Annotated in this window: 21 protein-coding genes, 1 pseudogene and 1 riboswitch; of the genes and pseudogenes, 17 read left to right on the forward strand and 5 right to left on the reverse strand. The window is 45.7% G+C overall.

Translation table 11 applies throughout. From position 1 onward, the window contains the following. The first annotated feature begins 15 nt into the window (after positions 1 to 15). The 3 genes from FQV26_RS01890 (at position 16) to FQV26_RS01900 (ending at position 2,672) form a co-directional block, all read left to right on the forward strand. Positions 16 to 918, forward strand: a complete 903-nt coding sequence (locus FQV26_RS01890; protein WP_146555681.1) for an SDR family NAD(P)-dependent oxidoreductase — start codon at positions 16 to 18, stop codon at positions 916 to 918. A 29-nt stretch (positions 919 to 947) separates the two neighbouring features. Then, positions 948 to 1,847, forward strand: a complete 900-nt coding sequence (locus FQV26_RS01895) for an SDR family NAD(P)-dependent oxidoreductase (protein WP_146555682.1) — start codon at positions 948 to 950, stop codon at positions 1,845 to 1,847. 198 nt (positions 1,848 to 2,045) lie between these two features. Continuing rightward, positions 2,046 to 2,672, forward strand: coding sequence for a Yip1 family protein (locus tag FQV26_RS01900; RefSeq protein WP_186759593.1), 627 nt, complete (start codon positions 2,046 to 2,048; stop codon positions 2,670 to 2,672). A gap of 45 nt (positions 2,673 to 2,717) precedes the next feature. Here the strand turns inward: FQV26_RS01900 and FQV26_RS01905 are convergent, their stop codons facing one another. Beyond that, the gene (locus FQV26_RS01905; protein WP_146555684.1) at positions 2,718 to 3,527 is read right to left on the reverse strand and encodes a DUF2382 domain-containing protein; all 810 of its coding nucleotides are present in this window, start codon (positions 3,525 to 3,527) and stop codon (positions 2,718 to 2,720) included. Between the two features lie 144 nt (positions 3,528 to 3,671). After that, entirely contained in the window at positions 3,672 to 4,496 is an 825-nt protein-coding gene (locus FQV26_RS01910; RefSeq protein ID WP_146555685.1) for a YsnF/AvaK domain-containing protein, read from the reverse strand. 325 nt (positions 4,497 to 4,821) lie between these two features. Between FQV26_RS01910 and FQV26_RS01915 the strand changes: the two genes are divergently transcribed. The 5 genes and pseudogenes from FQV26_RS01915 (at position 4,822) to FQV26_RS01935 (ending at position 9,100) form a co-directional block, all read left to right on the forward strand. Continuing rightward, positions 4,822 to 5,940, forward strand: coding sequence for a GTP-binding protein (locus FQV26_RS01915; protein ID WP_146557735.1), 1,119 nt, complete (start codon positions 4,822 to 4,824; stop codon positions 5,938 to 5,940). 12 nt (positions 5,941 to 5,952) lie between these two features. Further along, a pseudogene (rpmG, locus tag FQV26_RS01920) lies at positions 5,953 to 6,098 on the forward strand (50S ribosomal protein L33); the annotation flags it as partial. 276 nt (positions 6,099 to 6,374) lie between these two features. Next, complete coding sequence (locus tag FQV26_RS01925) at positions 6,375 to 7,175, forward strand: alpha/beta fold hydrolase (protein ID WP_146555686.1); 801 nt, start codon at positions 6,375 to 6,377, stop codon at positions 7,173 to 7,175. 13 nt (positions 7,176 to 7,188) lie between these two features. Beyond that, complete coding sequence (locus FQV26_RS01930) at positions 7,189 to 8,124, forward strand: GGDEF domain-containing protein (protein ID WP_146555687.1); 936 nt, start codon at positions 7,189 to 7,191, stop codon at positions 8,122 to 8,124. A 136-nt stretch (positions 8,125 to 8,260) separates the two neighbouring features. Then, on the forward strand, positions 8,261 to 9,100 hold the full coding sequence (locus FQV26_RS01935) for an STAS domain-containing protein (RefSeq protein ID WP_186759594.1): 840 nt from the start codon (positions 8,261 to 8,263) through the stop codon (positions 9,098 to 9,100). A gap of 49 nt (positions 9,101 to 9,149) precedes the next feature. Here the strand turns inward: FQV26_RS01935 and dapA are convergent, their stop codons facing one another. Further along, complete coding sequence (gene dapA, locus FQV26_RS01940; protein ID WP_146555689.1) at positions 9,150 to 10,040, reverse strand: 4-hydroxy-tetrahydrodipicolinate synthase; 891 nt, start codon at positions 10,038 to 10,040, stop codon at positions 9,150 to 9,152. Between the two features lie 128 nt (positions 10,041 to 10,168). After that, positions 10,169 to 10,347: riboswitch (Lysine riboswitch) on the reverse strand. A gap of 105 nt (positions 10,348 to 10,452) precedes the next feature. Between dapA and FQV26_RS01945 the strand changes: the two genes are divergently transcribed. The 7 genes from FQV26_RS01945 to FQV26_RS01975 all read left to right on the forward strand — a co-directional run bounded on the left by FQV26_RS01945 (position 10,453) and on the right by FQV26_RS01975 (position 19,696). Continuing rightward, positions 10,453 to 11,064, forward strand: a complete 612-nt coding sequence (locus tag FQV26_RS01945) for a class I SAM-dependent methyltransferase (protein WP_146555690.1) — start codon at positions 10,453 to 10,455, stop codon at positions 11,062 to 11,064. Positions 11,065 to 11,123: 59 nt separating this feature from the next. Further along, on the forward strand, positions 11,124 to 11,969 hold the full coding sequence (gene ypfJ, locus FQV26_RS01950; RefSeq protein ID WP_146555691.1) for a KPN_02809 family neutral zinc metallopeptidase: 846 nt from the start codon (positions 11,124 to 11,126) through the stop codon (positions 11,967 to 11,969). A gap of 133 nt (positions 11,970 to 12,102) precedes the next feature. Beyond that, positions 12,103 to 13,269, forward strand: a complete 1,167-nt coding sequence (locus FQV26_RS01955; protein WP_146555692.1) for a TraB/GumN family protein — start codon at positions 12,103 to 12,105, stop codon at positions 13,267 to 13,269. A 122-nt stretch (positions 13,270 to 13,391) separates the two neighbouring features. After that, on the forward strand, positions 13,392 to 13,637 hold the full coding sequence (locus FQV26_RS01960) for a hypothetical protein (protein ID WP_146555693.1): 246 nt from the start codon (positions 13,392 to 13,394) through the stop codon (positions 13,635 to 13,637). A 99-nt stretch (positions 13,638 to 13,736) separates the two neighbouring features. Next, positions 13,737 to 16,784 (forward strand): efflux RND transporter permease subunit, encoded by a 3,048-nt coding sequence (locus FQV26_RS01965; protein WP_146555694.1) that lies wholly within the window; start codon positions 13,737 to 13,739, stop codon positions 16,782 to 16,784. Positions 16,785 to 16,891: 107 nt separating this feature from the next. Further along, complete coding sequence (locus FQV26_RS01970) at positions 16,892 to 18,322, forward strand: DHA2 family efflux MFS transporter permease subunit (protein ID WP_146555695.1); 1,431 nt, start codon at positions 16,892 to 16,894, stop codon at positions 18,320 to 18,322. A gap of 162 nt (positions 18,323 to 18,484) precedes the next feature. Continuing rightward, the gene (locus tag FQV26_RS01975) at positions 18,485 to 19,696 is read left to right on the forward strand and encodes a NupC/NupG family nucleoside CNT transporter (protein WP_146555696.1); all 1,212 of its coding nucleotides are present in this window, start codon (positions 18,485 to 18,487) and stop codon (positions 19,694 to 19,696) included. 282 nt (positions 19,697 to 19,978) lie between these two features. Here the strand turns inward: FQV26_RS01975 and FQV26_RS01980 are convergent, their stop codons facing one another. After that, on the reverse strand, positions 19,979 to 20,890 hold the full coding sequence (locus FQV26_RS01980; protein WP_261384244.1) for a nuclease-related domain-containing protein: 912 nt from the start codon (positions 20,888 to 20,890) through the stop codon (positions 19,979 to 19,981). Between the two features lie 428 nt (positions 20,891 to 21,318). Here FQV26_RS01980 and FQV26_RS01985 point away from each other — a divergent pair, with 428 nt between their 5' ends. Both FQV26_RS01985 and FQV26_RS01990 read left to right on the forward strand, forming a co-directional pair. Further along, positions 21,319 to 22,617, forward strand: a complete 1,299-nt coding sequence (locus tag FQV26_RS01985) for an NCS2 family permease (RefSeq protein ID WP_146555697.1) — start codon at positions 21,319 to 21,321, stop codon at positions 22,615 to 22,617. 93 nt (positions 22,618 to 22,710) lie between these two features. Then, complete coding sequence (locus FQV26_RS01990; RefSeq protein ID WP_008432215.1) at positions 22,711 to 22,896, forward strand: hypothetical protein; 186 nt, start codon at positions 22,711 to 22,713, stop codon at positions 22,894 to 22,896. A 63-nt stretch (positions 22,897 to 22,959) separates the two neighbouring features. On the opposite strand, the gene FQV26_RS01995 is transcribed toward FQV26_RS01990, so the two are convergent. Further along, positions 22,960 to 23,847: a MerR family transcriptional regulator gene (locus FQV26_RS01995; protein WP_146555698.1), complete on the reverse strand. Its 888-nt coding sequence runs from the start codon at positions 23,845 to 23,847 to the stop codon at positions 22,960 to 22,962. Positions 23,848 to 23,929: the final 82 nt, after the last annotated feature.

The raw sequence follows: 23,929 nt of genomic DNA on the forward strand, positions 1-23,929 counted from the left end.
ACGGGAGGAATCTATATGTCTACTGAAAAAGAACATGCTGGCTTGACGGTTGTCATTACCGGAGCCTCCAGTGGAATTGGAAAAGGCCTGGCGCAGCAATTGGCGGCTCAAGGTGCCAACATCGTTTTAGCGGCACGGCGGACTCAGGAAATTGAAGTGCTGGCGGAAGCCTGTGGTCCGAATGCGATTGCGGTAACTACTGATGTCAGCCGGGAAGAAGACGTTGCAAAGCTCTTCGAGACGACGATGGGCGTATTTAGCAGCATCGACGTGTGGATCAACAACGCCGGCATTGGCACTTACGGCTCGTTCACCGATACACCATTGAGAGACTTGAACCGGACAGTGGAAATCAACTTTTTGGGTACGATTTACGGCAGCCATCACGCTTTAAAGCAATTCAAGAAACAGGGATATGGCACCTTGATTAATGTTTCGTCTTTCGCGAGCAAAACACCGATGCCGTTTGGCGCAGCATATACAGGCAGCAAATACGGTGTTTCCGGTTTAAGCAATGGGCTGCATCAGGAAATGAGAATGGATGGCTTTGATGACATCCATGTTTGTTCGGTGGACCCTTGGGTCACTGATACACCTTGGACCCAGCATGCCGGCAACTACAGCGGCCATGAAATTATTGTGGGACCGGCGGATGATCCGCAGAAAGTAGTGGATGCCGTCACTGGCTTGATTGATCATCCGCAAAAATCAGTAGAAATTAGTGCCAAATCCAAAGGCATTGCAGCTGCCGGCTCTCTGTTGCCAAAAACAACAAAAGGACTGACCGGACGCGCTCTCCTGAAAATGATTCAGGATGCACCGCCCGCACCGCCAACTGAAGGAAGCCTGTATGAGTCGGGCCCTGAAGGAACGGACGTATCTGGAAATTTACGAGAGCGATTAAAGGAACAAAAATAATGGAATGTGATAATGAGGAGGAATAAGCCATGGCAAAAAAGAGGTCCCATGAAGGGATGACAGTGTTGATAACGGGTGCTTCCAGTGGATTTGGAAAAGGTGTGGCCAGAGAGCTGGCAGCACAGGGCGCTAACCTCGTGCTTGCTGCACGCCGGACAGGATTGCTTGAGAAGCTGGCAGAAGAACTGGGGCCAAATGCGATTGCAGTGACGACAGATGTCAGTCAGGAAGAGCAAGTGGCACATCTCTTTGAAACGGCCCTCGCCCGCTTCGGCAAAATTGATGTTTGGATCAACAACGCCGGGGTAGGCGCGATTGGTCCGTTCACAGAAATTCCAGTAAAAGATCTGGCTCGCGTCGTTGATGTCAATGTCAAAGGGACCATCAACGGCAGCCATTTTGCATTGCGCCATTTCAAGGAATTGAAACGCGGCATCCTCATCAATGTCGGTTCGGTTACGAGTGAAATTGCTTTTCCATACTACACAGGATACAGTGCCAGCAAGCATGCAGTCTTGGGGCTCAGCTCCGCTTTGAACGAAGAAGTGAAACTCGAAGGTTTTGATGATATCCATGTCTGTACGGTAATGCCGTGGGCTACGGATACGCCTTGGTTTGAGCATACGGGAAATTATACGGGCCATATGGCGGAAATGAAACCGATGGATGATCCAAAAATCGTTATTGATGCGATTGTCGAATTGATTGATAAGCCGCAGGAAACGGTAGCGGTCGGTGCCAAGTCAAAAGCGTCGGCGATTTCCAGCCACATTCTGCCCGGTGCTACTGAAAAAATGAATGCCAAATTTGTTAAGAAAGTCATTGAAGATGCTCCTCCTGCGGGACCTACTAATGGCAGCCTGTATATTCCCATGGAAAAAGGCACGGAAGTGGAGGGTGGCATCCGGGAGCGGATGAAGAAGGAGTAAATAGGTTAAACCTGAAATATTTATAGTGGTATTTTATTTGAGCAAAAGTGGAGACAGGCTGTCTTGAAGCCTGTCTCTTTTTTTGATTTTTAAAGATAAAACAAATTTGTATCAAGCGATTGGTTATATTTCCTATCATTTACATTATAATTCCAGTGTGTTTGAATAGAGACAGCATTAAAAAAGGTGGGAATTCAATTGAACAAGACAGAAGACTATGAAAACATTAACCCGTTCACCTCTATTTGGACGCGGCCACGTGCAACGGTAAGACACGTCGTTGAGGAGAAGTCTCCAGGCTTTATCTTCCTGCTGATTGTTCTTTCGGGTTTTGCTGCAGGCCTTCTCAGCAGTTTGGATTCAGAGCAACTTTTTCCGGTAGGGGGTCTTTTGTTAATGGCTCTTTTCTTTGGGCCGATTGGGATTACAGTGAGTACTGCCATTGGAGCAGGCATTTATCTTTTGGTCGGAAAGCTGTTTAAAGGGACAGCTACCTATACAGAAATGTTCCGGGCCATACTGACTGGCCAGATTCCACAGATTTGGCTTCTTCCGATTGTCATTTTGTGGATGTTGGTGCAACCCGAAACCTATTTCTTGCAGCCCGGTGAAATGCCTTTTGCAGGTTCAGATCTGCTGTCGCTGATTTTCCTCTTGATTTTAGGAACTGTATCTATCTGGACCTTCGTTATCCAGTGCAAAGCAGTAGGAGAAGCCCACCGGCTTTCTTCTTGGAAAGGGTTCTTTATCATCATAATCCCAACCTTGCTGTTCATTATTGCGATTTCGGCAATTGTCGCCGTAATTTTAACGGCAATTGTATAAGATCTATTTAAAAAACAAGGCGACCTCTCCGGCTGCCTTGTTTTTTTAAGGTTTATCCGCTTTGCGGACGACTCCATCTTCTTCAATATCCGCCACTTCACGGCGGACGGTTTCGTTGATGACCTTTACATCTTTGACTTTGCGTTTGCCGATGACGATTTCTTCGCGGACCACTTTCTTCTTGCCAATATCCAGGCGCTCTTCGGAAAGGGGGATATAGATAGCATCACCTTTTTCATATGCTTCTTTCGGACTCAGCACTTGTTCGCCGTTTCCGCTATCCGCTTCTGAAGAAACTGAATTCTGTCCAACAACGATTTCCTCACGTTCCACGGGCACCTGGATTTCTTTGTTGTCATCCATCACCTGCTTGTGCACCTGGACTTCGCCTGTTTGAACCTGTTCTTTATCAATATTCAGCCGTTCTTCATGAAGTGTCAGGCTTTGTTCTTCGGCATTAAGGGGAGAGGGGGCATCCGGTTTAGCATTTGGTTTCAAGGCATTTTTTTGTTGGTCTGAAGATAAGCTGTCAGTGTAAAGAAGCAGCTTGCCGTTATTGACTTGCTGGAAATAATAATCCGTTTCTTCCTCTTCTAACCCCATTCGGTTAAAAGCATCTTTTGTGATATCTTCGCCCGATAAAAAGGCGATAACTTTCCCTTTAAAGTTGTCCCGGTCTTGGGTGTCGACATGAACGGAGGTGTACTCAATGAGCAAGGAAATTTGTTCATCATGTTTCGACACGATGTATAAATCCTCTTCTTCATAACCTGCTGCTTTTAATTCACCGATTTTAATCAAGGCTTGCGCTTGTGCATCAAAAAGACCGATGAGTTTGTTTCCTTTTTTCTCCATGTTTAGTTCCTCCTATGTCAGTTCCGCCAATTGAATTGATTAAAGCTAATTTACCCTTAGTTGAGTATCCGATAAACCTTGGCTAACAGAACCGGAAAAAAGGCGCCTCCGAAACAATCTTCGGAAGACGCCTTTTATTATTTCTTAAAACGAGTTGCGTTGATCTTTTTTCGATGGGATGTCTTCATCAATGTCCGCTTCTTCGCGGCGGACGGTTTCATTCACTACTTCAGTATCCTGCACTTTGCGTTTGCCGACAACGATTTCTTCGCTGACAACTTCTTTTTTGCTGACTTCTAAACGTTCTTCAGAGACAGGAATATGAATAGTTTCGCCATCGTCGTAAACGCCTTTATCTGTCAAACCGCCGTCTGTGGAGCTGACTTCTTCGTTTACCGGACGGCGCTCTATATAGACCTCTTCACGTTCAACCGGTACTTCAATGGTTTGTTGATCTTCGACAACATGTTTGCCGACATTCACTTCACCTGTCTGCACCCGTTCTTTATCAACACTCAAGCGCTCTTCATGAAGGCGCAAATGCTCTTCTTCGTCATGGCTGCGAGCAGTAGAACCTGCAGCAGTTTCGGCTGTTCCAGCTTGAGTTCCTGTATAAGGCTTATAGGATGTTCCGTAGTCACTATTTACATAGAGGACTAGCTTGCCATTTTCCACCTGTTGGTAATACTCATCCGCTTCGCTGCTTCCTAACCCCATTTGCGTGAAAGCATCCCGGGTAGAATCTTCTCCCGAAATAAAGGATTTGAATTTGCCCATCATATTATCGTCTTCCTGTGTATTCAAGTGAACATCCGTTTGACCTTGAACCATAGATAATTGGTCATCGTGCTTAGCGATTACGTACATATCTTCTTCATTGTAGCCTTGTGCTTTTAATTCACCGATTTTATGCAGAACTTCTGCCTGTACATCGTATGCCTGAATAAATGTTGTGCCTTTGTTTGTCATTGTCAATTCCTCCTAATAGTGATAAATCACCTGTGAAGTAAGGTAATGATAAACTACCCCGTTGCTTTTCAAAATAAACCCCCTTGCTATTGGAGCAAAGAGAAAAGCTTTTTATAAGTTTTGTTAGAAAGTACAGAAAACCTGTTGGAATATGGAGTATACATAGATTCAGCCGAACCGAATTTGAAGATAGAAGATAATTTTGAAAAGACATTAAAAATAGGACGACGGAAAAAATAGGGACTTGCTTTACTATTAAATCTTATATAGAATTTAAAACGTAATCATTACATTTTAAAGAAATAAAGGAAGAGGAGACAGCATGATGGGAAGACATATTCCAGTTACGGTTTTGAGTGGTTATCTGGGAGCCGGCAAAACGACATTGCTGAATCATCTATTGCATAACCAAGAAAATTTGAAGATAGCGGTCATAGTAAATGATATGAGTGAAGTAAACATTGACGCGGCATTAGTGAAGCAAGGCGGTTTTTCACAGACGCAGGAAAAATTGGTGCAAATGCAAAATGGCTGTATTTGCTGTACGTTGAGGGAAGACCTTATGGTGGAAGTGGAAAAGCTGGTTGAGCTTGGGAATATCGACTATATTGTCATTGAATCCTCAGGAATCAGTGAGCCGCTGCCTGTAGCACAAACTTTTACATACAGTGATAAAGAAATAGGAATTGATTTAACGAAGCTTTGCCGTTTGGATACCTTAGTGACAGTGGTGGATGGCTATGCTTTTTGGAAGGATTTTGCATCAGGTGAGTCTTTGTTGGACAGAAAGCAGGAAACGACAGAAGAAGATGTCCGTGAAATTTTGGATTTGCTGATTGACCAAATTGAGTTTGCCAATGTAATTCTATTGAATAAAATGGATTTGGTGTCACCTCAGGAACGCATTCAACTGCATGGGTTGCTTGCAGCTTTGAATCCAGAGGCGCAGATCATCGAAACTGAGCACTCAAAAGTGGCTTTGGACAGGGTATTGAATACCGGTTTATTCGACTTTGAAAAGGCTAGCCAAAGTTCCGGCTGGCTCAAGGAACTGAACGGTGAGCATATACCTGAAACAGAGGAATACGGGATTTCTTCATTTGTTTACCGCAGCCAGAAACCATTTCATCCGCAACGGCTGATGGATTGGATTATGGAGTGGCCAGTGGAAATTGTACGTGCCAAAGGCTTTCTATGGTTAGCGACAAGGACAGATGCAACTGTTCTCCTGTCACAGGCAGGACCATCACTCGGCATTGAACATGCAGGACAATGGGATCTGGAAAATGGCGTTAAAATGACCGAATTGGTGCTGATCGGAATTGGCATGGACCAGGCGGATATTATAAGAGGACTGGATCTTTGTTTGCTGACAGATGAAGAAACCAGTCAGGACTGGACGGGATTCCATGATCCACTTCCAGGGTTTCAATTACTTTCTTAAAGAGAAAAAGAGATGAGAATCAATATAGTATTAGCATATACTGCAACAGGGGACCGAGATGACAGCACAACTAAAAACAAGCGGACAAATCCGAAACGTACGGAACTGAAGAAATACAGCGTCGTCTCAAAAAAGTTACTATTCACTTGAAAATCAAACAGTTTTCAGGGATTTTAAATAAGCCATGCTTTTATTTTTAAGAATTTTTCCACTGCGATAAGACATTTTATAAAAATTTCTCAACAGCAGATAGAGGTCTGCTGTTTTTTGTTGTATAAGAAATCAGTTCTAAAGAATGAAATGTCCAAACAACATACAGTTCTCAAATGATATGCAGTAATATTGAACTATTGGTGCTATGATTAGGAAATAATTTGCATTTAAAGAAAAGTAATCTTTTTTTAATTATTAAAATACAGAAAGCAGGAATCTCGATGAGCATCGAAATTTTAAAGCGCAACAACGTTCAAGTGACCGGGCAAGGCGAAAAAACCTTGTTATTCGGCCATGGTTTTGGCTGTGATCACCGAGTCTGGAGCAATACCATCAAAGAGTTTGAAGGGGATTACAGAGTGGTCACATTCGACTATGTGGGATCGGGAAACAGTGACAAGACCGCTTATTCAAAAGAGCGGTACAGCACTTTAGACGGCTACAAGCAGGATCTCTTGGAAGTCTGTGACGCATTGGAACTTAAGGAAATGATATTCGTTGGGCATTCTGTCAGCGCCATGATCGGCATGCTGGCGTCGATTGAGCGTCCGGAACTGATGGAAAAAATGGTCATGATCGGACCATCTCCATACTATATGAACCAACCTGGCTATAACGGCGGATTTGAACAAACGGATATTGATGAATTATTGGATATGATGGAAACCAATTATAAAGAATGGGCGAAGTACTTGGCACCTGTCGTCATGCAAAATGAGGAGCGTCCTCAATTGGCAGAAGAGTTTGAGCAGCTCCTGTGTTCGAATGATCCAATGATTGCACGGCAGTTTGCTGAAGTGACGTTTACTTCAGACTTACGTGATAAGTTGGATAAAGTGACAGTGCCAACCCTGATTCTTCAGCCTAAATTTGATGCGATTGCGCCGCCTGAAGTTGGTCGGTATGTCCACGACCATATCGCAGGCAGTCAAATGATTGTGATGGAAGCTGTGGGACATAACCCGCATTTGAGCGATTCTGCAGAAACGGCGAAATACATCAAGGCATACTTGGCAAATTAGAGGAGTGAACACATTGGAACAAAGACTCGATAGAGCGCCTTGTGGTTATTTGGTTCTGGACCAGGAATTGCGCATCGTTGAAATGAATACAACATTGCAGAACATGACTGGGACAAATAATTCACAGCATATGCATGATTTGCTGACAATCGCTTCACGGGTTTATTTTCAGACGTATTTCACGCCCTCGATTAAGATGCATGGTACTGTAAATGAAATGTTTTTGACGCTGAAAAGTGATCAGGGGCCAATGCCGGTCCTAATGAATACAACAGAACATGAAGGATTTTACGAATGTGCTTTGATTCAAATGAGTGTTCGGGGAGAGTATGAAAAAGAATTGCTGTTGGCAAAGCGCAATGCTGAAAAGATTAACCGGGAAACAGCACAAGCTTATGAAAAATTGCAGACTTTGATGAATGAAGTGGAATGCAAACAGCAGGAATTAGTGAATCTTAACTCAGAACTTCAGCAACTGGCAACTACAGACTCGCTGACTGGTTTGAAAAATCGCCGTTACTTGGAAGACAGGCTTGAGGAGTTTTTGGCACAGGCAAAAAATGGCCGAGAAATTGCAATCTTGATTTTGGACATCGATCATTTCAAGAAAGTCAATGATACCTATGGCCATCAGACGGGCGATGCCGTGCTTCAAGAATTAGCGGACCGGCTAAAAAAGGAAGTGGGATCTGCTGATATCGTGGCACGTCTTGGCGGTGAAGAATTTATAGTAGTTATGCCGGACGCGGATACAGAAAAAGGCTTGGCTATGGGCACTGCCTTATGCACTCATATGGAATCCGCTGACTGGGCGCATGTGCCTGTCACAGTCAGTATAGGTGTGGCAGCATATGAGCAGGGAGATGAAGTGGTTAGTCTGCTGTCGCGGGCGGATGAATTCCTTTATAAAGCCAAAGCGGCTGGAAGAAACCAGGCTCTTGGAAGTTGATGCAAAGCTGTAAGATACATCCGCCTTCAAGGTGGATGTATTTTTGGATTGTGAATAATAAAATAAATCTATTACAATTTATGTTGCAACAGCTATAATGGAGCAAACGAGAATATTTTTGTCTTTGGAGGTTCTGATGGAAAAAGATAATCGATTGCTGGGGGAACGGGTATTAGCGGATAAGGAATTAATCGCTCAATTGATTCATGAAGAAGTGGTCAGAGACCTTCCGGCTGAACAGCTTCAAGCAAACGAAGCTTTTCTCGACACGGTCAATAGGACTCGAATCGATTTTATCGCATTGATTGGCGAATCAATCTGCAATAGCTGCGATGTTCAAAAAGTTTACAGTAATATTCAGAAGTGGGGAGATAGGACAGGAAACTTTTTCCTGGAGAATGACAGTTCACTCGATGACGCGTTGGCGGAAACTTCACTTTACCGTAAACATATTGGGAAAGTCATCAAAACAGAAGCTGTACAAAAAGAAATGAAGCTTCAGCTTCTTTTTGATGTTATGGAGTTTTTCCACTCTTTGCTAGATTATGCCGCTTATTCGTACACTCACGCTTATACGGAGTCGTATCAGCGGAAGTTGAAATCAGCGAGAAAAGAATTTCTTGAACTTTCTGCCCCGGTAGTGCCTGTCAGTGACCAAGTGGCCATTTTGCCTTTAGTGGGCAGTATAGAAATTGATCGGGCCCGCTACATTCTGGAGAAAACATTGCTGTCTGCGAACCAGTTGAAAATAAGCGTCCTGATTGTGGATTTATCCGGAGTGGTGCGGGTGGATTCGATGGTAGCGGAACAGATCATCAAAATTATTCAATCGCTGAAGCTGGTTGGTGTACGTTCAATTTTGACAGGGATACGACCTGAAATTGCCAGAACATTGACTGAAATTGGGGTCGACTTGAAAGATTTGGAGATCGGCGGCAGTTTGAAACGTGTATTGGAACAAATGAAAGTCGAATAACCGCAAAAATGCTGAAGCCCTCGGGCTTCAGCATTTTTTATTGCTAACTTTAATTTGTTACAGCTTCTGAATGGATATCGGGCAAAGATTTACGCAAGGTCATTGTTTCTTCCTCTGTTAACGGAATCATCGGCAAGCGCACTCCGCCTACTTCAACACCGGTCAAGTTAAGTGCAGCTTTGACAGGAGTAGGATTCGGTGCCGCGAACAATGCGTTCATCGTCGGCAATAGTCTCCGGTGAATGGCAGCAGCCGTTTTCACATCGCCAGTTTTGAAGCTGGTGATCATATCCTGCATATCGTTGCCGATAATATGCGCCGAAACTGAGACAATTCCGGTTCCGCCGATTGACAGCATCGGCAAGGTCAGACTGTCGTCGCCGCTGTAAACAGAAAATGAATCCGGAGTTTTTTCGATGATTTCTGCAGCTGCATCCAAGTCGCCGCTCGCTTCTTTAACAGAGACGATGTTGTCGATTTGGGACAGGCGAATGATCGTCTCCGGAGACATATTGACCACGCTGCGGCCTGGAATATTGTAAAGCATGATCGGCAGTCTGGTAGACTGGGCAATTGCCTGGAAATGCTGGAACATGCCTTCTTGGGAAGGTTTGTTGTAATAAGGCGTGACCAGCATGATGCCGTCAACGCCTGCTTCTTCCGCTTGTCTGGTCAATGAAATGGAAGCGCGTGTATTGTTTGAACCAGTTCCTGCGATTACCGGAATTCGTCCGGCGACTGTGTTGACGGTGAATTGGAACAATTCCACTTTTTCGTCTGTCGATAAAGTCGGAGATTCTCCCGTAGTACCGGCGACGACAAGGCCGTCTGAACCGTTTGCGATTAAATGCTCTATTAGTTTTTGCGTCGCTGGAAAATCGATTTCTCCATGGCGATCGAAAGGCGTCACCATTGCTGTGATTACTTGGCCGAAATTCATAAAGAACACACCCTTTTCTAATTTTTGTCGAAGCTTAGAGGTGAGGGGCCAGTCAGGAATGAACAAAAAAAGCAGCAACGAGGGGTCCCGTTGCTGCAGTAGAAACAATGTTTATCATTCGTTCCTGTGCATCAGATAGCCCTCCATATAGTTTCCTATATGACAGTCCTGCATCTATTCGATGCAGACCCAGCGAACAGGAACATGAGATTCCCGCCACTTCGGCAAATCCCCCTTTCGGCAAACGTCAATGGATCTCATCATCCTCGTTTTGCGTACTGATGGTTTTTGCGCCTCTATCCTACTCCATGTAAAATGGAGCAAGAAATATTTAATTAGCTGTACTATAACAAATTTTGCTGTCCATTGCAAGGTGAAGAACATAAAATTTTATCGGAAAGGAGTGGGTGAGATGAACGAACTGGCATATGAACGGCAATTGAACATCGCCACGGCAGGGAATCAGCCAGGTTTTACCGATTCTCTGCACCACAACCGCTATGAGCCGACTCCTTATGAATTGCTCGACAGGCTCTTTCAAGATTATCACCTGATGCCTGAAGACCGGCTGGTGGATGTCGGATGCGGAAAAGGACGCCTCAATTTTTATGTCCACCATTTATTTGGTATCGAAAGTGCAGGAATCGAAATGAATCCGGTATTTTATGGAGAAGCTTTAGAAAATAAAAAACATTATTCTAAAACGCATAAAATTTCGGAGAATATGATCGAGTTTTATAATTGTCTGGCTCAGGATTACCCCATCCATGCACGGGACAATAAATTTTATTTCTTCAATCCATTTTCAGTGCAGGTATTCATTAGTTTTATTAATCGAGTGCTGGATTCAGCTGAAACAGCTCCGCGGACGGTGGAACTGATTTTATTTTTTGCTCCGCAGGAATATAGCGATTTCCTGGAAAACAGTACCATTTTTGAATTGGTGGAGGAGGTTCAGCTGACCGGTTTCTATAAGGAGCCACGAGAGCGTTTTTTAATTTATCGTCTGCCCAAAATGGATTAGAAGTAAGAGGGCAACGGGTATGCTTAGAATAAAAAACAATTGTGAAGCGAGGGAGCCTTATGGAATGGAAAGGGAGAAAAGCCAGCAGAAATGTTGAAGACCGGCGTGGCAAAGGCGGTGCAGTGGTAGCGGGAGGCGGAATTGGAGGCATCCTGATTGTGCTGTTGGTGGCGTTCTTAGGCGGTGATCCGGGTGTCGTCCTGGATCAATTGGGCGGGTCTGCAGGAACAAGCTCAGTCCAGCCGTATGAAGCGACAGCGGAAGAAGAAGAGCTGGCAGAATTTGTCTCGGTTGTTCTCGCGGATACAGAAGAGGTGTGGACAGAAGTCTTTGCGGAAGAAGGCCTGGAATACGTTGAGCCGACACTTGTACTTTATACAGGAAGTGTCGAATCCGCATGTGGAACGGCAGGTGCGGCCGTCGGTCCTTTCTATTGTCCAGGGGATGACAAATTGTATATTGATTTAAGTTTTTACGATGAACTGCAGAACCAATTCCAGGCTCCCGGTGATTTTGCCATGGCCTACGTGGTTGCGCACGAAGTGGGGCATCATGTACAGAACCTGCTTGGCGTCATGAAAGAGGTCCAGCCTCTGCGCAATCAATTAAGTGAAGAAGAATACAACAAAGTGCAGGTTCGTCTGGAGCTGCAGGCCGATTACCTGTCGGGTGTCTGGGCACATCATGCACAAGGTATGGGTTATTTGGAGGAAGGCGATCTGGAGGAAGCACTGACAGCGGCAAGCGCAGTGGGAGATGATACCATCCAGCAGCGGTCACGCGGTTATGTAGTGCCGGAAAGCTTTACCCATGGCAGTTCGGAACAGCGCAAGCGCTGGTTCTACAAAGGCTTCCAAGCCGGTAATCTAAAAGAAGGCGATACCTTCAATGCGACCGATTTGTGACCTTGCGGCAATTTTAAAATAGAAAATTAAAGAGTGCGTCGTTGATATTTTCGCTGCAGTGATTCATTATAAAGAATAGACAGTCTTTTCATGTAGTTTGAAAAGAAATATAGTTCTATGAAGGAAGTACAACATGATGGATGACAATATCACACGCATAGAATACGGCGAAAAAGAATTAATTCTGATCGGTACGGCGCACGTTTCCAAAGCCAGTGCGGAGCAGGTGAAAGCAGTTATCGAAGCCGAGCAGCCGGATTCGGTGTGCATTGAATTGGATGCGCAGCGCTATGAATCGGTTACGCAGGGCAGCAAGTGGAAAGAGACGGATATTTTTAAAGTGATCAAAGACAAGAAAGCCAGTTTGCTGTTGATGAATCTGGCGATTTCCTCGTTTCAGAATCGTCTGGCAGATCAGTTTGGCATCAAGCCTGGACAGGAAATGATCCAGGGAATTGCGTCAGCTAAAGAAGCCGGAGCAGAATTGGTGCTTGCCGACCGCAATATCCAAGTGACGTTTTCACGCATCTGGGGCAATATCGGATTTATGGGCAAGGCTCAACTTTTAACTTCCGTATTCTTCAGTATTTTCAGCAAAGAAACAATTTCGGAAGAGGACCTGGAGAAGATGAAATCGCAGGATACCTTGAACGCCGTAATGAATGATTTCACGCAATCCTTCCCTAAATTGAAGGAACCGCTGATCGATGAACGGGACCAGTACCTGGCGCAAAAAATCAAAGAAGCCCCAGGCAAAAAAATAGTTGCCGTCCTCGGAGCAGCCCACATTCCGGGAATCATCAAGGAAGTTCATAACGAACACGATCTGGAGGAATTATCGAAAATTCCGCCGAAATCGAAATGGCCGAAAATCATTGGATGGGCCATTCCGTTGGCGCTAGTCGCTATGATCGCAGTCACATTCCTGAACAACCCTGCAGCGGGAATCGATCAGACCATCAGCTGGGTGTTGTGGACGGCATGTCTTGGAGCTATTGGAGCGACCTTAGCTCTCGGTCATCCACTGGCCATATTGACCGCTTTTGTGGGAGGTCCGATTGGGGCCTTGCATCCGCTTTTGGCTGCCGGCTGGTTTTCGGGGCTCGCGCAAGCGTATGTTCGCCGGCCGAATGTCGGAGATTTCCAGACCTTATCAAAAGACGTTTTTACCATCAAAGGATTTTGGGACAATAAAGTCACTCGTGTGCTGTTGGTAGTGGTGTTGACCAATATCGGAACAGCAGCGGGCAATGTCATTGGCGGACTGGATGTCCTCCGCTTATTTTTCCAGAATCTCTAAACGAATTTTTGACCGGATAGCGAAATTCAGCTATCCGGTTTTTTAGTTTAGTGCTGAGGTTTATTTTTGAAAAAGGGGTATAGATATGTAAGTGCTAGATAAAAGTAGGGAGGCGCGTAAAAGTGGGCTTCTTTCTGGTCGGGATTTTGCTTTGGTCATTGGTCATTGCTGCCGTCGTACTGGCGATTGTCGGCTTTTGGAGAAAGTCATGGCAAGCGCTTGCATGGAGCGGAATCGCTCTGCTTCCGCCAATGCTGCTTATTTTTATGGGGGAAGAGGGAACCTGGTTCCGCCTAAGTATCTTGTTGCCGCTGCTGTTGTTTATTGCCGCTTTTTTAATGAAACAGCAAAAGATTCAAAGCTCGTAGAACCGGATGAAAATTCATCCGGTTTTTCTGTGCATTTTATTAGCGTTTCCAAAGTTTGAGTTATACAATTATTATACAAAATGAAAAGGGGCACAGCCTATGAAATACATATTGGATCGCAGCAAACTATTCATCTTTTTGATTTTGATTTTTTCCATTATAGGCGTGTATACGTTTCTTACTTTGCCGCAACGTGAAATCCCGGAAACACCGTCAAGTCTGGTGTTGGTTTCGACGATTCTGCCTGGTGCAGGACCAGAAGAAGTGGAAACATCCATAACCAATCCGTTGGAAAGAGAGGTCCAGAAAGTGGACGGGATTGCTTCAATGCAATCCATTTCTTCGAATTCGGCTTCGATCATCACGCTTGAACTGGAGGATGGGGAGAATCCGGACGACCTGATCAACAGCATCCAACAGCAGGCGGGCAGTGCAGCTTCCGGATTTCCAGAAACTGCGCAGGCACCCTCTGTCGAAAAACTGGACCTGACTTCCCCTTTGGTCTCCTATATGTTTTACGGGGATGAAGAAGAGTTAGGCAATATGGAAAGCGCTTTATCCGAGTTATCCGATGAGGTGGAAGCGGTCTCTGGAGTAGCCGGCACGACAATTAAAGGATTAAATACACAACAAGTACTGATCGAACTGGACAGCGAAAAGCTGGCAGCCAATAATCTGCAGGCTTTCGAGGTGCTGGAATCACTGCAGCAGGCCAACCAACCGCTATCACTCGGAACCCATGACAATGGCAACGAGCAGGTCAGTTTGACCGTTCAGCAAAGCGGAGGCATCGAAAAGCTTGAGCAGCTGCAGGTAGGCGGAGCAGCTGTTCCGCTTGCTGACGTAGCCGCCATCGAAACAGTAGATCAGGAAACGACAGACATCGTCACTTTCGAAGGCGAGCGTGCAATTTCCTACACCGTTTTTTTGCAGACGGAGCAGGATGTGCCTTCTGTTGATGACAATGTGTCAGAAGTGATTGAGGCGTTTACCGAAACATTGCCGGCCGGAGTCCAGGCCGAAAAATACGAATCGCAGGCAGACAACGTCAACACAATCTTCGACAGCCTTTATATTTCATTGGCTATTGCGGTATTGGCGGTTTTGATTGTTACTACAGCGGGTCTGACCTTGTACGGAGCTTTTGCGGTTGCATTGACCGTGTTGGCGTCAGTTCTGATCGGCATGATTCCAATTCCGTTTATGGGTGTCGATTTGAATCAGATCTCGGTTATCGGCCTCATCATTGCCATCGGTATTCTGGTTGATGACAGCATCGTGGTCAACGACAATATCCAGCGGCGCTATAAATTGGGCGATTCACCGCTAAACGGCGCAATCACCGGCGTCCGCGAAGTATATCCGTCGATTATTTCCTCCAGTTTGGCAATTGTCGTAACCTTCTCACCATTGCTGCTGTTGTCCGGCGGCAACGGGGCGTTCATTAAAGCCTTGCCGAGTATCCTGATCACCACTATCCTTGCTTCAACGGTGCTGTCGATTACCTTGGTTCCGATGATGCAATACTTGAAAACGAAAAGAAGAGCGAAGAAAATTTCAGATACTCCTGGATTTTTAGGGAAGCCACTCGAAAAAATAGCGCTGTTTTATTCCAATAAAGTACTGAGAAGCGTGTTGAAACGTCCGATTCTTGTCGGAGTCGGCGGCTTGGTAGTGGCGACAGGTCTATTGTCTCTGGCGTTCTTTACGCCGTTTGAATTTTTCCCGGCAGCAGACCGGGAAGAAGTGACAATGGATGTCCGTCTGGCAGAAGGCACGACCATTGAAGAGACGAATGCATTTCTTGCTGATTTGACTGAGCAAGTCCAATCAGAAGATGAAAATATTACCGAAACGGCCATATTTGCCGGAGAAGGTTTGCCAAACCTGTTTTCAGCGTCGATGGACAATACTGGCGGCAACACGGGCCAGGCAGCGTTCCGCATCGATCGTGACAGCACGACGGCTGCCGACTTTATCAGCAAGTGGCAGCCAGAACTGCGTGAGCGTTTCCCAGAAGCAGAGATTTTCCTGGACACGATTGTCCAGGGGCCGCCTGTTGGCGCGCCAGTTACTGTAGACGTCAAGGGTGAGGACATTGCAGAATTAGAATCACTTCGTGATGTGCTGAAAGCGCAGATGCTGGAAAATGGCGCGACGATTGTAACCGATAATCTGGGAGATCCGGTACCGGCTATTGAATACGTACCGAACCGAGATGCTTTGCAGTCGAATAATATCGCGCTCAGCACCGTGACCAATCAATTGCAGCTCTTGACGCAAGGCGTGCCTCTCTACACCATCTATGAGGGACAAATGCCATATGAAGTATACTTGAAACAATCAGGCATTGAAGATGGGGAACCGATTGACTTGTCACAGTTTGAGGTTCCTTCACTTGCTGAACAAGGACCGCCGCAGTTGGTTCCGATGGATGAATTGCTGACGGCTGAAGAAACAGACCGATTGGCGCAAATCCCTCATCAGCAGGCAGACCGCACGATTACGCTGCGTGCTTTCGGCGAAGTCGATGATTTTGAAAACAGGATGCTGGACGTAGTGGATGCTGAACGCAATTCATTGCCGGAAGGATACCAACTGTCGACAGGCGGTGAAAATTCGGATCAGGAAGCATTCTTTGCTGAAATCGGCGTGCTGTTTCTGGTCGTGCTGTTGCTTGTCTACCTGGTGATTGCCTTCCAGTTTAAATCGTTCAGCTTGCCATTCCTTGTCCTGATCGCCGTTTATCTAGGAATTTCCGGTGCGATTCTCGGCTTGTTCCTGACACAGACACCGCTTAGTTTCCTTGGCGTTATGGGAATTGTTTCCCTGACAGGGATTGTCGTTCGAAATGCGGTTGTGTTGATCGACTTTGTGGAAGTGCGCCGCCTGTCCGGTGACTTTGATATCAAAGAAGCCATCATCGAATCAGGCTATGCCCGCATCAAGCCGATTCTTCTGACATCGATTACGTCGATTATTGCGCTCGTACCGGTCGCTTTGTCGGGAGACCCGTTGTTTGAACCGCTGGCAGTTACCATCATTGCCGGATTGGCGTTCTCAAGCTTGTTCACATTAGTGATGATTCCATCCTTGTACTTGGTGTTTTACCGTGTGAATCGCCGAAGAAATGAAGTTACCGAATAACGGCAAACTGCGCGGCCTCGGGGCTGCGCAGTTTTATTTGGATCGATGAATATTTAAAAAGCGAAAGGGTAAGCAATAAAGTAAAGGCTATAGTAGGGGGAGAGGGCATGGCGAAGATACGGCAGAAGGAAACAGAAACCGATATTGCGAAAGGTCCCTTTCTGGCTGTGCTGATGGCCGGGGTTTTTGTGGCTATCTTGAATCAAACCCTGCTTGCGACAGCTTTGCCGCATATCATGGACGACTTGAATATTACTGCCAATACGGCACAGTGGCTGACGACTGTCTTTATGCTGGTCAATGGTGTCATGATTCCCATCACCGCTTTTTTGATCGGAAAATTTTCTACACGCAATCTGTTTTTCGTGGCAATGGGTTTATTTGCGACCGGAACCATCATCTGTGCTTTTGCTCCAGGTTTTTCAGTTCTAATGGTCGGCCGGATTGTCCAAGCAGCGGGAGCGGGCATCATGATGCCGCTGACACAAACTGTACTGTTCATCATTTTTCCGGTTGAAAAACGCGGGCAGGCGATGGGCTTATTCGGACTGGTCATTTCTTTTGCTCCCGCCATCGGTCCAACGCTGTCAGGTTGGCTTGTCGGTCAATACCCTTGGCGAGCGCTGTTTTATATCGTTATACCGATTGCGCTTCTAGATTTGCTCCTGGCGTATTTTTTCTTGAAAAATGTCACTAAGCAAACCTTTCCAACCTTGGATTACTTATCGATTGTCCTATCGACGCTTGGTTTTGGAGGAATTCTCTACGGTTTTTCCAGCGCCGGCTCGCTTGGGTGGGACAATCTTGCAGTGAGTGTTTCCATTGGGGTTGGCATTATATCACTGGTGTTCTTTATCCGCCGGCAATTCCGTCTGGATGAGCCGATTCTGGAATTCCGGGTATTTGCCTATGGTATTTTTACTTTATCGACAATCCTGAGTGTGATCGTTTTTATTTCGATGATCGGCAGTGCGACAATCCTGCCGATTTATATGCAGAACATGCACGGCTTTACGGCGCTTGAATCCGGACTGATGCTGCTGCCGGGAGCCATCATTATGGGTTTGATGAATCCGATTACTGGAAGGGTTTTTGATAAAGTAGGAGGCAAATGGCTCGCTGTTGTGGGCTTGTCGATTGTAACGGTGTCCACTTTCCAATTTACAGTGCTGACAGCGACAACTTCTTTCTTGTATTTGACTATCATGCACGCAATCCGCATGTTTGGTGTCGCTATGGTGATGATGCCGGTAACGACAGCAGGGCTTAATCAGCTGCCGGAACGGCTGATTCCACACGGTACAGCCATGAGCAATACAATGCGGCAAGTGTCAGGATCAATCGGAACGGCTCTTCTAGTGACTGTGATGACCAGCACAGCGCTTGATCCTGAACAATATGGCGTTGAAGGATTGATACGCGGCGTCAACATTTCATTTATGGTAGTTGGTGTGTTAAGTGTCATTGGAGTGGTTTTATCGTTCTTTTTAAGGAAAACCGGCCCGGTAATGGAAGAAGAGAATGAGAAGAAAGGATAGGCTTGATTGAGGTGGAGAGAGAGCAAATGAAGGCGTTATCATTTTGTCACACGATAGCCATTTACTTCTTTCTTTAGATTTGGTAAGATGTCTGACGACAGTAGAGTTAAACAATGTATTTGCTTAATTTTCTGATAAAAAATATACCGATGAGGTGAAGTTGTGAATTTATTGTGGGGCATCTTTGGCGTATTCGTTGTTCTCGGAATCGCCTTCCTATTATCAAGCGGCAAGAAGTCTATTAAGCCACGGACAATTCTCGGCGGATTAGCTATCCAAATTACGTTTGCATTTATGGTGCTGGAATGGGAATTCGGTAGAAAACTCCTTTTGGGGCTTTCGAATCTAGTCCAGAACGTCATCAATTACGCAGGTGAAGGAATCGCCTTCGTGTTCGGCCCAGCGGCGGATACACAAGGTTTTGGTTTTGTTTTTGCTTTCCAGGTATTGACGATCATCATTTTCTTCTCTTCTTTAATTTCAGTACTTTATTATCTCGGCGTTATGCAGATTATCATTAAACTTTTGGGAGGCGCGTTGTCTAAGCTTCTTGGAACCAGTAAAGCGGAATCGATTTCCGCTGCGGCAAATATTTTCGTCGGCCAGACGGAAGCACCGCTTGTCGTACGCCCGTTCATCGCGGGGATGACCAAATCAGAGTTGTTCGCAGTAATGACTGGTGGACTTGCATCCGTTGCCGGTTCAACTTTAGCCGGTTACGCACTTCTCGGTGTGCCTCTTGAATACTTGCTGGCTGCCAGCTTCATGGCTGCACCAGCCGGTTTGATCATGGCTAAAATGATGATGCCAGAAACAGAGGAAGTCGAAGAAAAAGACTTCGTTATGGAAAAAGACCAAACTTCGGTCAACGTTGTGGATGCAGCGGCACGCGGAGCATCTGACGGCCTTCAATTAGCGTTGAATGTCGGTGCGATGCTTCTTGCGTTCATCGCTTTGATCGCTCTATTGAATGGTGTACTTGGTGGAATCAGCGGCTGGTTCGGTTTTGAAGGCCTGACCATCCAAAGCATTTTGGGCGTCATCTTCGCGCCGCTTGCTTGGGCGATCGGTGTACCTTGGGCAGAAGCTGTCCAAGCTGGTAGTTTCATCGGACAAAAATTGGTGCTTAACGAATTTGTTGCGTACACAGCCTTTGCTCCTGAAATTGCCGATCTGTCACCTAAAACTGTCATCGTTGTCAGCTTTGCCCTTTGTGGTTTCGCTAACTTGAGCTCATTGGCAATTCTTCTTGGTGGACTTGGTGCCATGGCGCCAAGCCGCCGCCCGGATATCGCCCGTCTCGGCATTCGCGCCGTTGCGGCAGGTATGCTCGCTTCATTATTGAGCGCAGCCATTGCCGGAATGTTCGTCTAAACTAACTATTATGAAAGGACTCGCAGCTGATGCGGGTCCTTTTTTTGTTTTAGTGCTTTTCGCTTGCGAAAAGCGGGGCATTTTGGGGTTATGGGTGGTCGGTTTTGGGAGATCGATTGGCTTATAGGCGCTTAAATGGATTTACGGTCGTTCGATTGATTTTACAGTCGCTCAGGCAAATTTGCAGTCGCTCAAAAATTTTTACAGTCGCTCAGCCGGATTTGCAGTCGCTCATCAACTTCCATGTAAATAGGCCCCGCAATTTGCGGGACTCAATTTTCACTATTCTCGATAATGATAGGTACGATTTTTCGCGGCGCCAGAGCTCTCTAAATCCAGTTTTGTCAGCAAGCGTTTAGCGACGGCTGGAGATTCCAATCCGCAAAACTCACGAAACTTCTGATTAGTGATCTCCGGCTCCACAAATGTGAAATACTCCTGAATCGCCAAAAGATGTGCTGAGGCATCATTCACACCACATTTGTTGCAGATCCAGCTGCGTTTGTCCCGCTGCATCGACAGGGTTCGGCAATGCCGGCAATAAACGCCGGGTTGCAAATCTTTCGGATCAATAAAATAGTGTGTGCATAAAGGGGGTTGTTTATAAGGGGTTTCATTGCTCAAAATCAGCTTTCTAATTTTACCCAATTTGATGTTTTCAGCTTCTAGGGGGAAAGCTTGCAGAATCCGTAAGAGGTATTCAATCATTTGATAGGTCTTGCAGATAGAAGCGCGATGCGGTTTGGACGCGAATTCGCAATCTTTGGCAGTAAAGACGATCAGTCCGGATACTGGCAGATTGATCTTTTTCATCTTGAAGAACTGCGTCAGAAAACGAATGTGCTTATTCAATTGGACTCTTGGATCTTCCATGATGGCTTTCTCTCCGGCCAAATTAATGCGATAAAATTCACCTGTCTTTTCATCAAAATGGAGTTGCCCGTTGATGTTTTTGGACTCAATGATGACAGCGCCGCGCTTCGTCAGCAGCAGGCCATCCATCTGAACGGGCCAAGTGCCCATTTTCAAGCTGATATCCCACAATATCTGAAATTCTTCCTCCAAATAAAATTCATTGAATTTCTTTTGCAGACGGCTCTCGCCTCTTTTTCCGGCAGTTGTCCAGTGGAGCTCCCGTTCAAGAAATGGCCGTTGCGGATGATGGTTTACCAGTCTCGCGAGCAGCAATTCCATAGCTTGTACCCGAGGCAATAAATCAATTTTTGTGCCTATATAGATTCCTCCTTCTCTAAATTAATAGAAGTATAGCATTTGAACTTTCTTTGCGGCTATCTTATTTTCAAACCTAATGCAAAAACCTAATTACAGGCTTTTCGCAAGCGAAAAGCGACCAGTTTTGAGTTATTTGGCCATTTGCAACCGTTCGTAGTGATTTACTGTCGTTCAGGAAAATTTGCAGTCGCTCAAAAATTTTTACAGTCACTTAGCCGGATTTGCAGTCGCTTAAATTTTTTTTACAGTCGTTCGCGGACAGTCCATTTCATCATCAAGCATATCTCCTTGACAGCTTTCTCTTTTTGGATTACACTCCTATCTTGGCTTACCTATTTCGATAGGTAGAGCGGGTAGGGAGAGGGCTAATTTAATAGAAGGTTATGACTATGTTTAATTGGATGGACCGATATTTTGGTCTTCAAGAAAACGACACAACGGTCAAACGAGAAATAACGGCAGGCTTGATCGGCTTTTTTACGGTGGTGTATATTATTGCCGTTAATTCGCTGATCTTATCGGAAGCTGGCATGCCGCTTGAAGCGGCAATTGTGGCAACCATTGCAGCATCGGTTTTCGGTTGTTTGCTCATGGGATTTTGGGGCAATGTACCGATTTTGCTGGTGCCGGGTATGGGAATCAATGCGTTGTTCTCCTATACGATGGTTCAGTCGATGGGCTTGTCGTGGCAGGAAGCACTGGCAGTTGTCTTTGTTTCGGGAATCATCTTTGTGGCAGTGGCATTTACGCGTTTTGCGAAAATGTTGAGTGCGGCAGTGCCTTATTCCTTGAAGGAAGCGATTACAGTGGGGCTCGGGTTATTTCTTATGTTGATTGGCCTTGAGAAGGGCGGCATCGTGGAACGCGGTACGAGTTCAATTCTGGCACTCGGGTCGTTTGCAGAAGCGCATGTACTGGCAACGGTGCTGACGTTTCTGATCGCGATTGTGCTGTTTATCCGCAATGTGCCGGGGAATTTCCTCATCACGATTGTGGTTGGTACAGTTATCGCTTCATTCTTCGGGCTGATCGATTTCGGCAGCATGAATGAATCATCGATCAATGCCGCGGAAGCATTTGCGGTATTCGGAGCGTTGTCGTTTGGGAATATCCTGTCCATAACCTTTTGGGTCGCGGTATTCTCGCTGACGATGGTGCTGGTGTTTGAGAACATTGGACTTGTCCACGGGCAAGTGGCATTCATCGAACGTCCGGAGAAATTCGGTCGGGCTTTTCAGGCGACTTCGGTGTCAGCAATGACATCCGGCGTTTTTGGCACGAGCCCAACAGTGGCAACGGTCGAAAGTGCAGCCGGCATGACAGCGGGTGGCCGGACAGGTTTGACGACCATTACGGCCGGCTTGCTGTTTCTGGTAGCTTCGTTCTTTATTCCTGTCATCAAACTGATTCCGGACAGTGCAATTGCGCCGATTCTGATCATCATCGGAGGCTTGATGCTGCAAAACATCAAAAACCTCGATATGAAGGACATGACCGAAAGCTTCCCAGCCTTGCTGATTGTGGCACTGATTCCGTTTACTTACAGCATTGCGGACGGTATTGCCATCGGATTCATTTTGTATCCGATTTTGAAAATCGCTACCGGCAGACGGCGTGAAGTTTCACCGGCTTTGTTTATCATCGCCGGCTTGTTCCTGGCGAATTTTGTGTTTCATTATTTAGGCTGAGGCCAAAACAGTAACGCACTTGCTGAGGCAAGTGCGTTTTTTTCTATTGCGGTGTACAATGAAGATAACAGGATGTAAAAGGAGCGGATAAAGATGAAATACACCAAATCCAAAATGGAGCAATTGGTCAGTGATCATCCGGAATTGAAAAAACGGTTGAAAGTGTTGATGAAAGACATGGAGCTTGAAAAAGGCTTTGCTTTAAAAGCGCTGTACCATTCTGAAGTAACGGACAATGGACCTTATCAAAAGGATTACCAAGATCTCGACTGGCAGTAAGCCTATAAAAAAACTATACAGAAACCCCCTCAATCTGCTAATTTGAGGGGGTTTCTGTCTGTGTTAAAACTTTTGCTTATCCAGCCATTGCTGCCATACCTTTAGATCGCTGCCCAAGTACCAGCGATTGCCTTCAGTTTGTTCACAATCGACACCCATTCCTCCGAGAATAAAATGCATTTCAGGATTCGCCTTGGCTAAAGTGTCGATATACTGATTGGCCACCGGAAGCAATTTAGGCGAAGCGATGGACATGCACATCAATTTGAAGTTCTGTTTAATGACCATTTCCTCTAAACCTTCCAGAGGCGTGTCCGGTCCGATATAAACCACGGAAAACCCGTTTTCCCGGAGGAATAAAGTGAATAATAACAACCCCAACTGGTGCTGTTCGCCGCTTGGGCTGAGTGCCATAGCCTTTGGCAAATTTGGTGAAACCGGAAAGATCCGGAAAAACTGATTGAAACGCTGTTGGACAATATGAGTAATCATATGCTCATGAGCTACACTGATGACCCCATTTTCCCAAGCTTCTCCAATGCGTACCATCAATGGCGCGATAATGTAAAAGAAGACTGTTTGGTGATGGAATAAAGAAAAATGCAGATCCAGTAAATAGTTAAAGCGCTCCGTATCCATCTCGGCCGCCGCCTGGAAAAGTTGATTTATTTGTTCGTCGTATTCCAATGTTTTGTTTTTATGATGTTCGTTAGTCGGGACAATGAACTGTTTGCGCGAAGCATGAAGCTTTTTTACGGCTTCGCTAATTTTCATGCCGTTATCCTGGACTTGTATTTTTAGCCATTTCAAATCTTCCAGATTTTGATCCGAATACAAGCGGTGTCCAGATTCCGTTCGAGCCGGAGTAATTGCGCTGTAGCGCGTTTCCCAGGAACGGATTGTCACTTTCGGCATATCTAAGATTTTGGCAGCTGCTTTGATATTGTACATAGCATTACCTTCATTCTATAGATTTTATGGTAAGTGTTGTACAAATATTATACAACGGATAAACAAACCCGTAAAGCTAGAG

It is taken from the genome of Planococcus sp. CPCC 101016, assembly GCF_007859295.1.
GTDB lineage: Bacteria > Bacillota > Bacilli > Bacillales_A > Planococcaceae > Planococcus.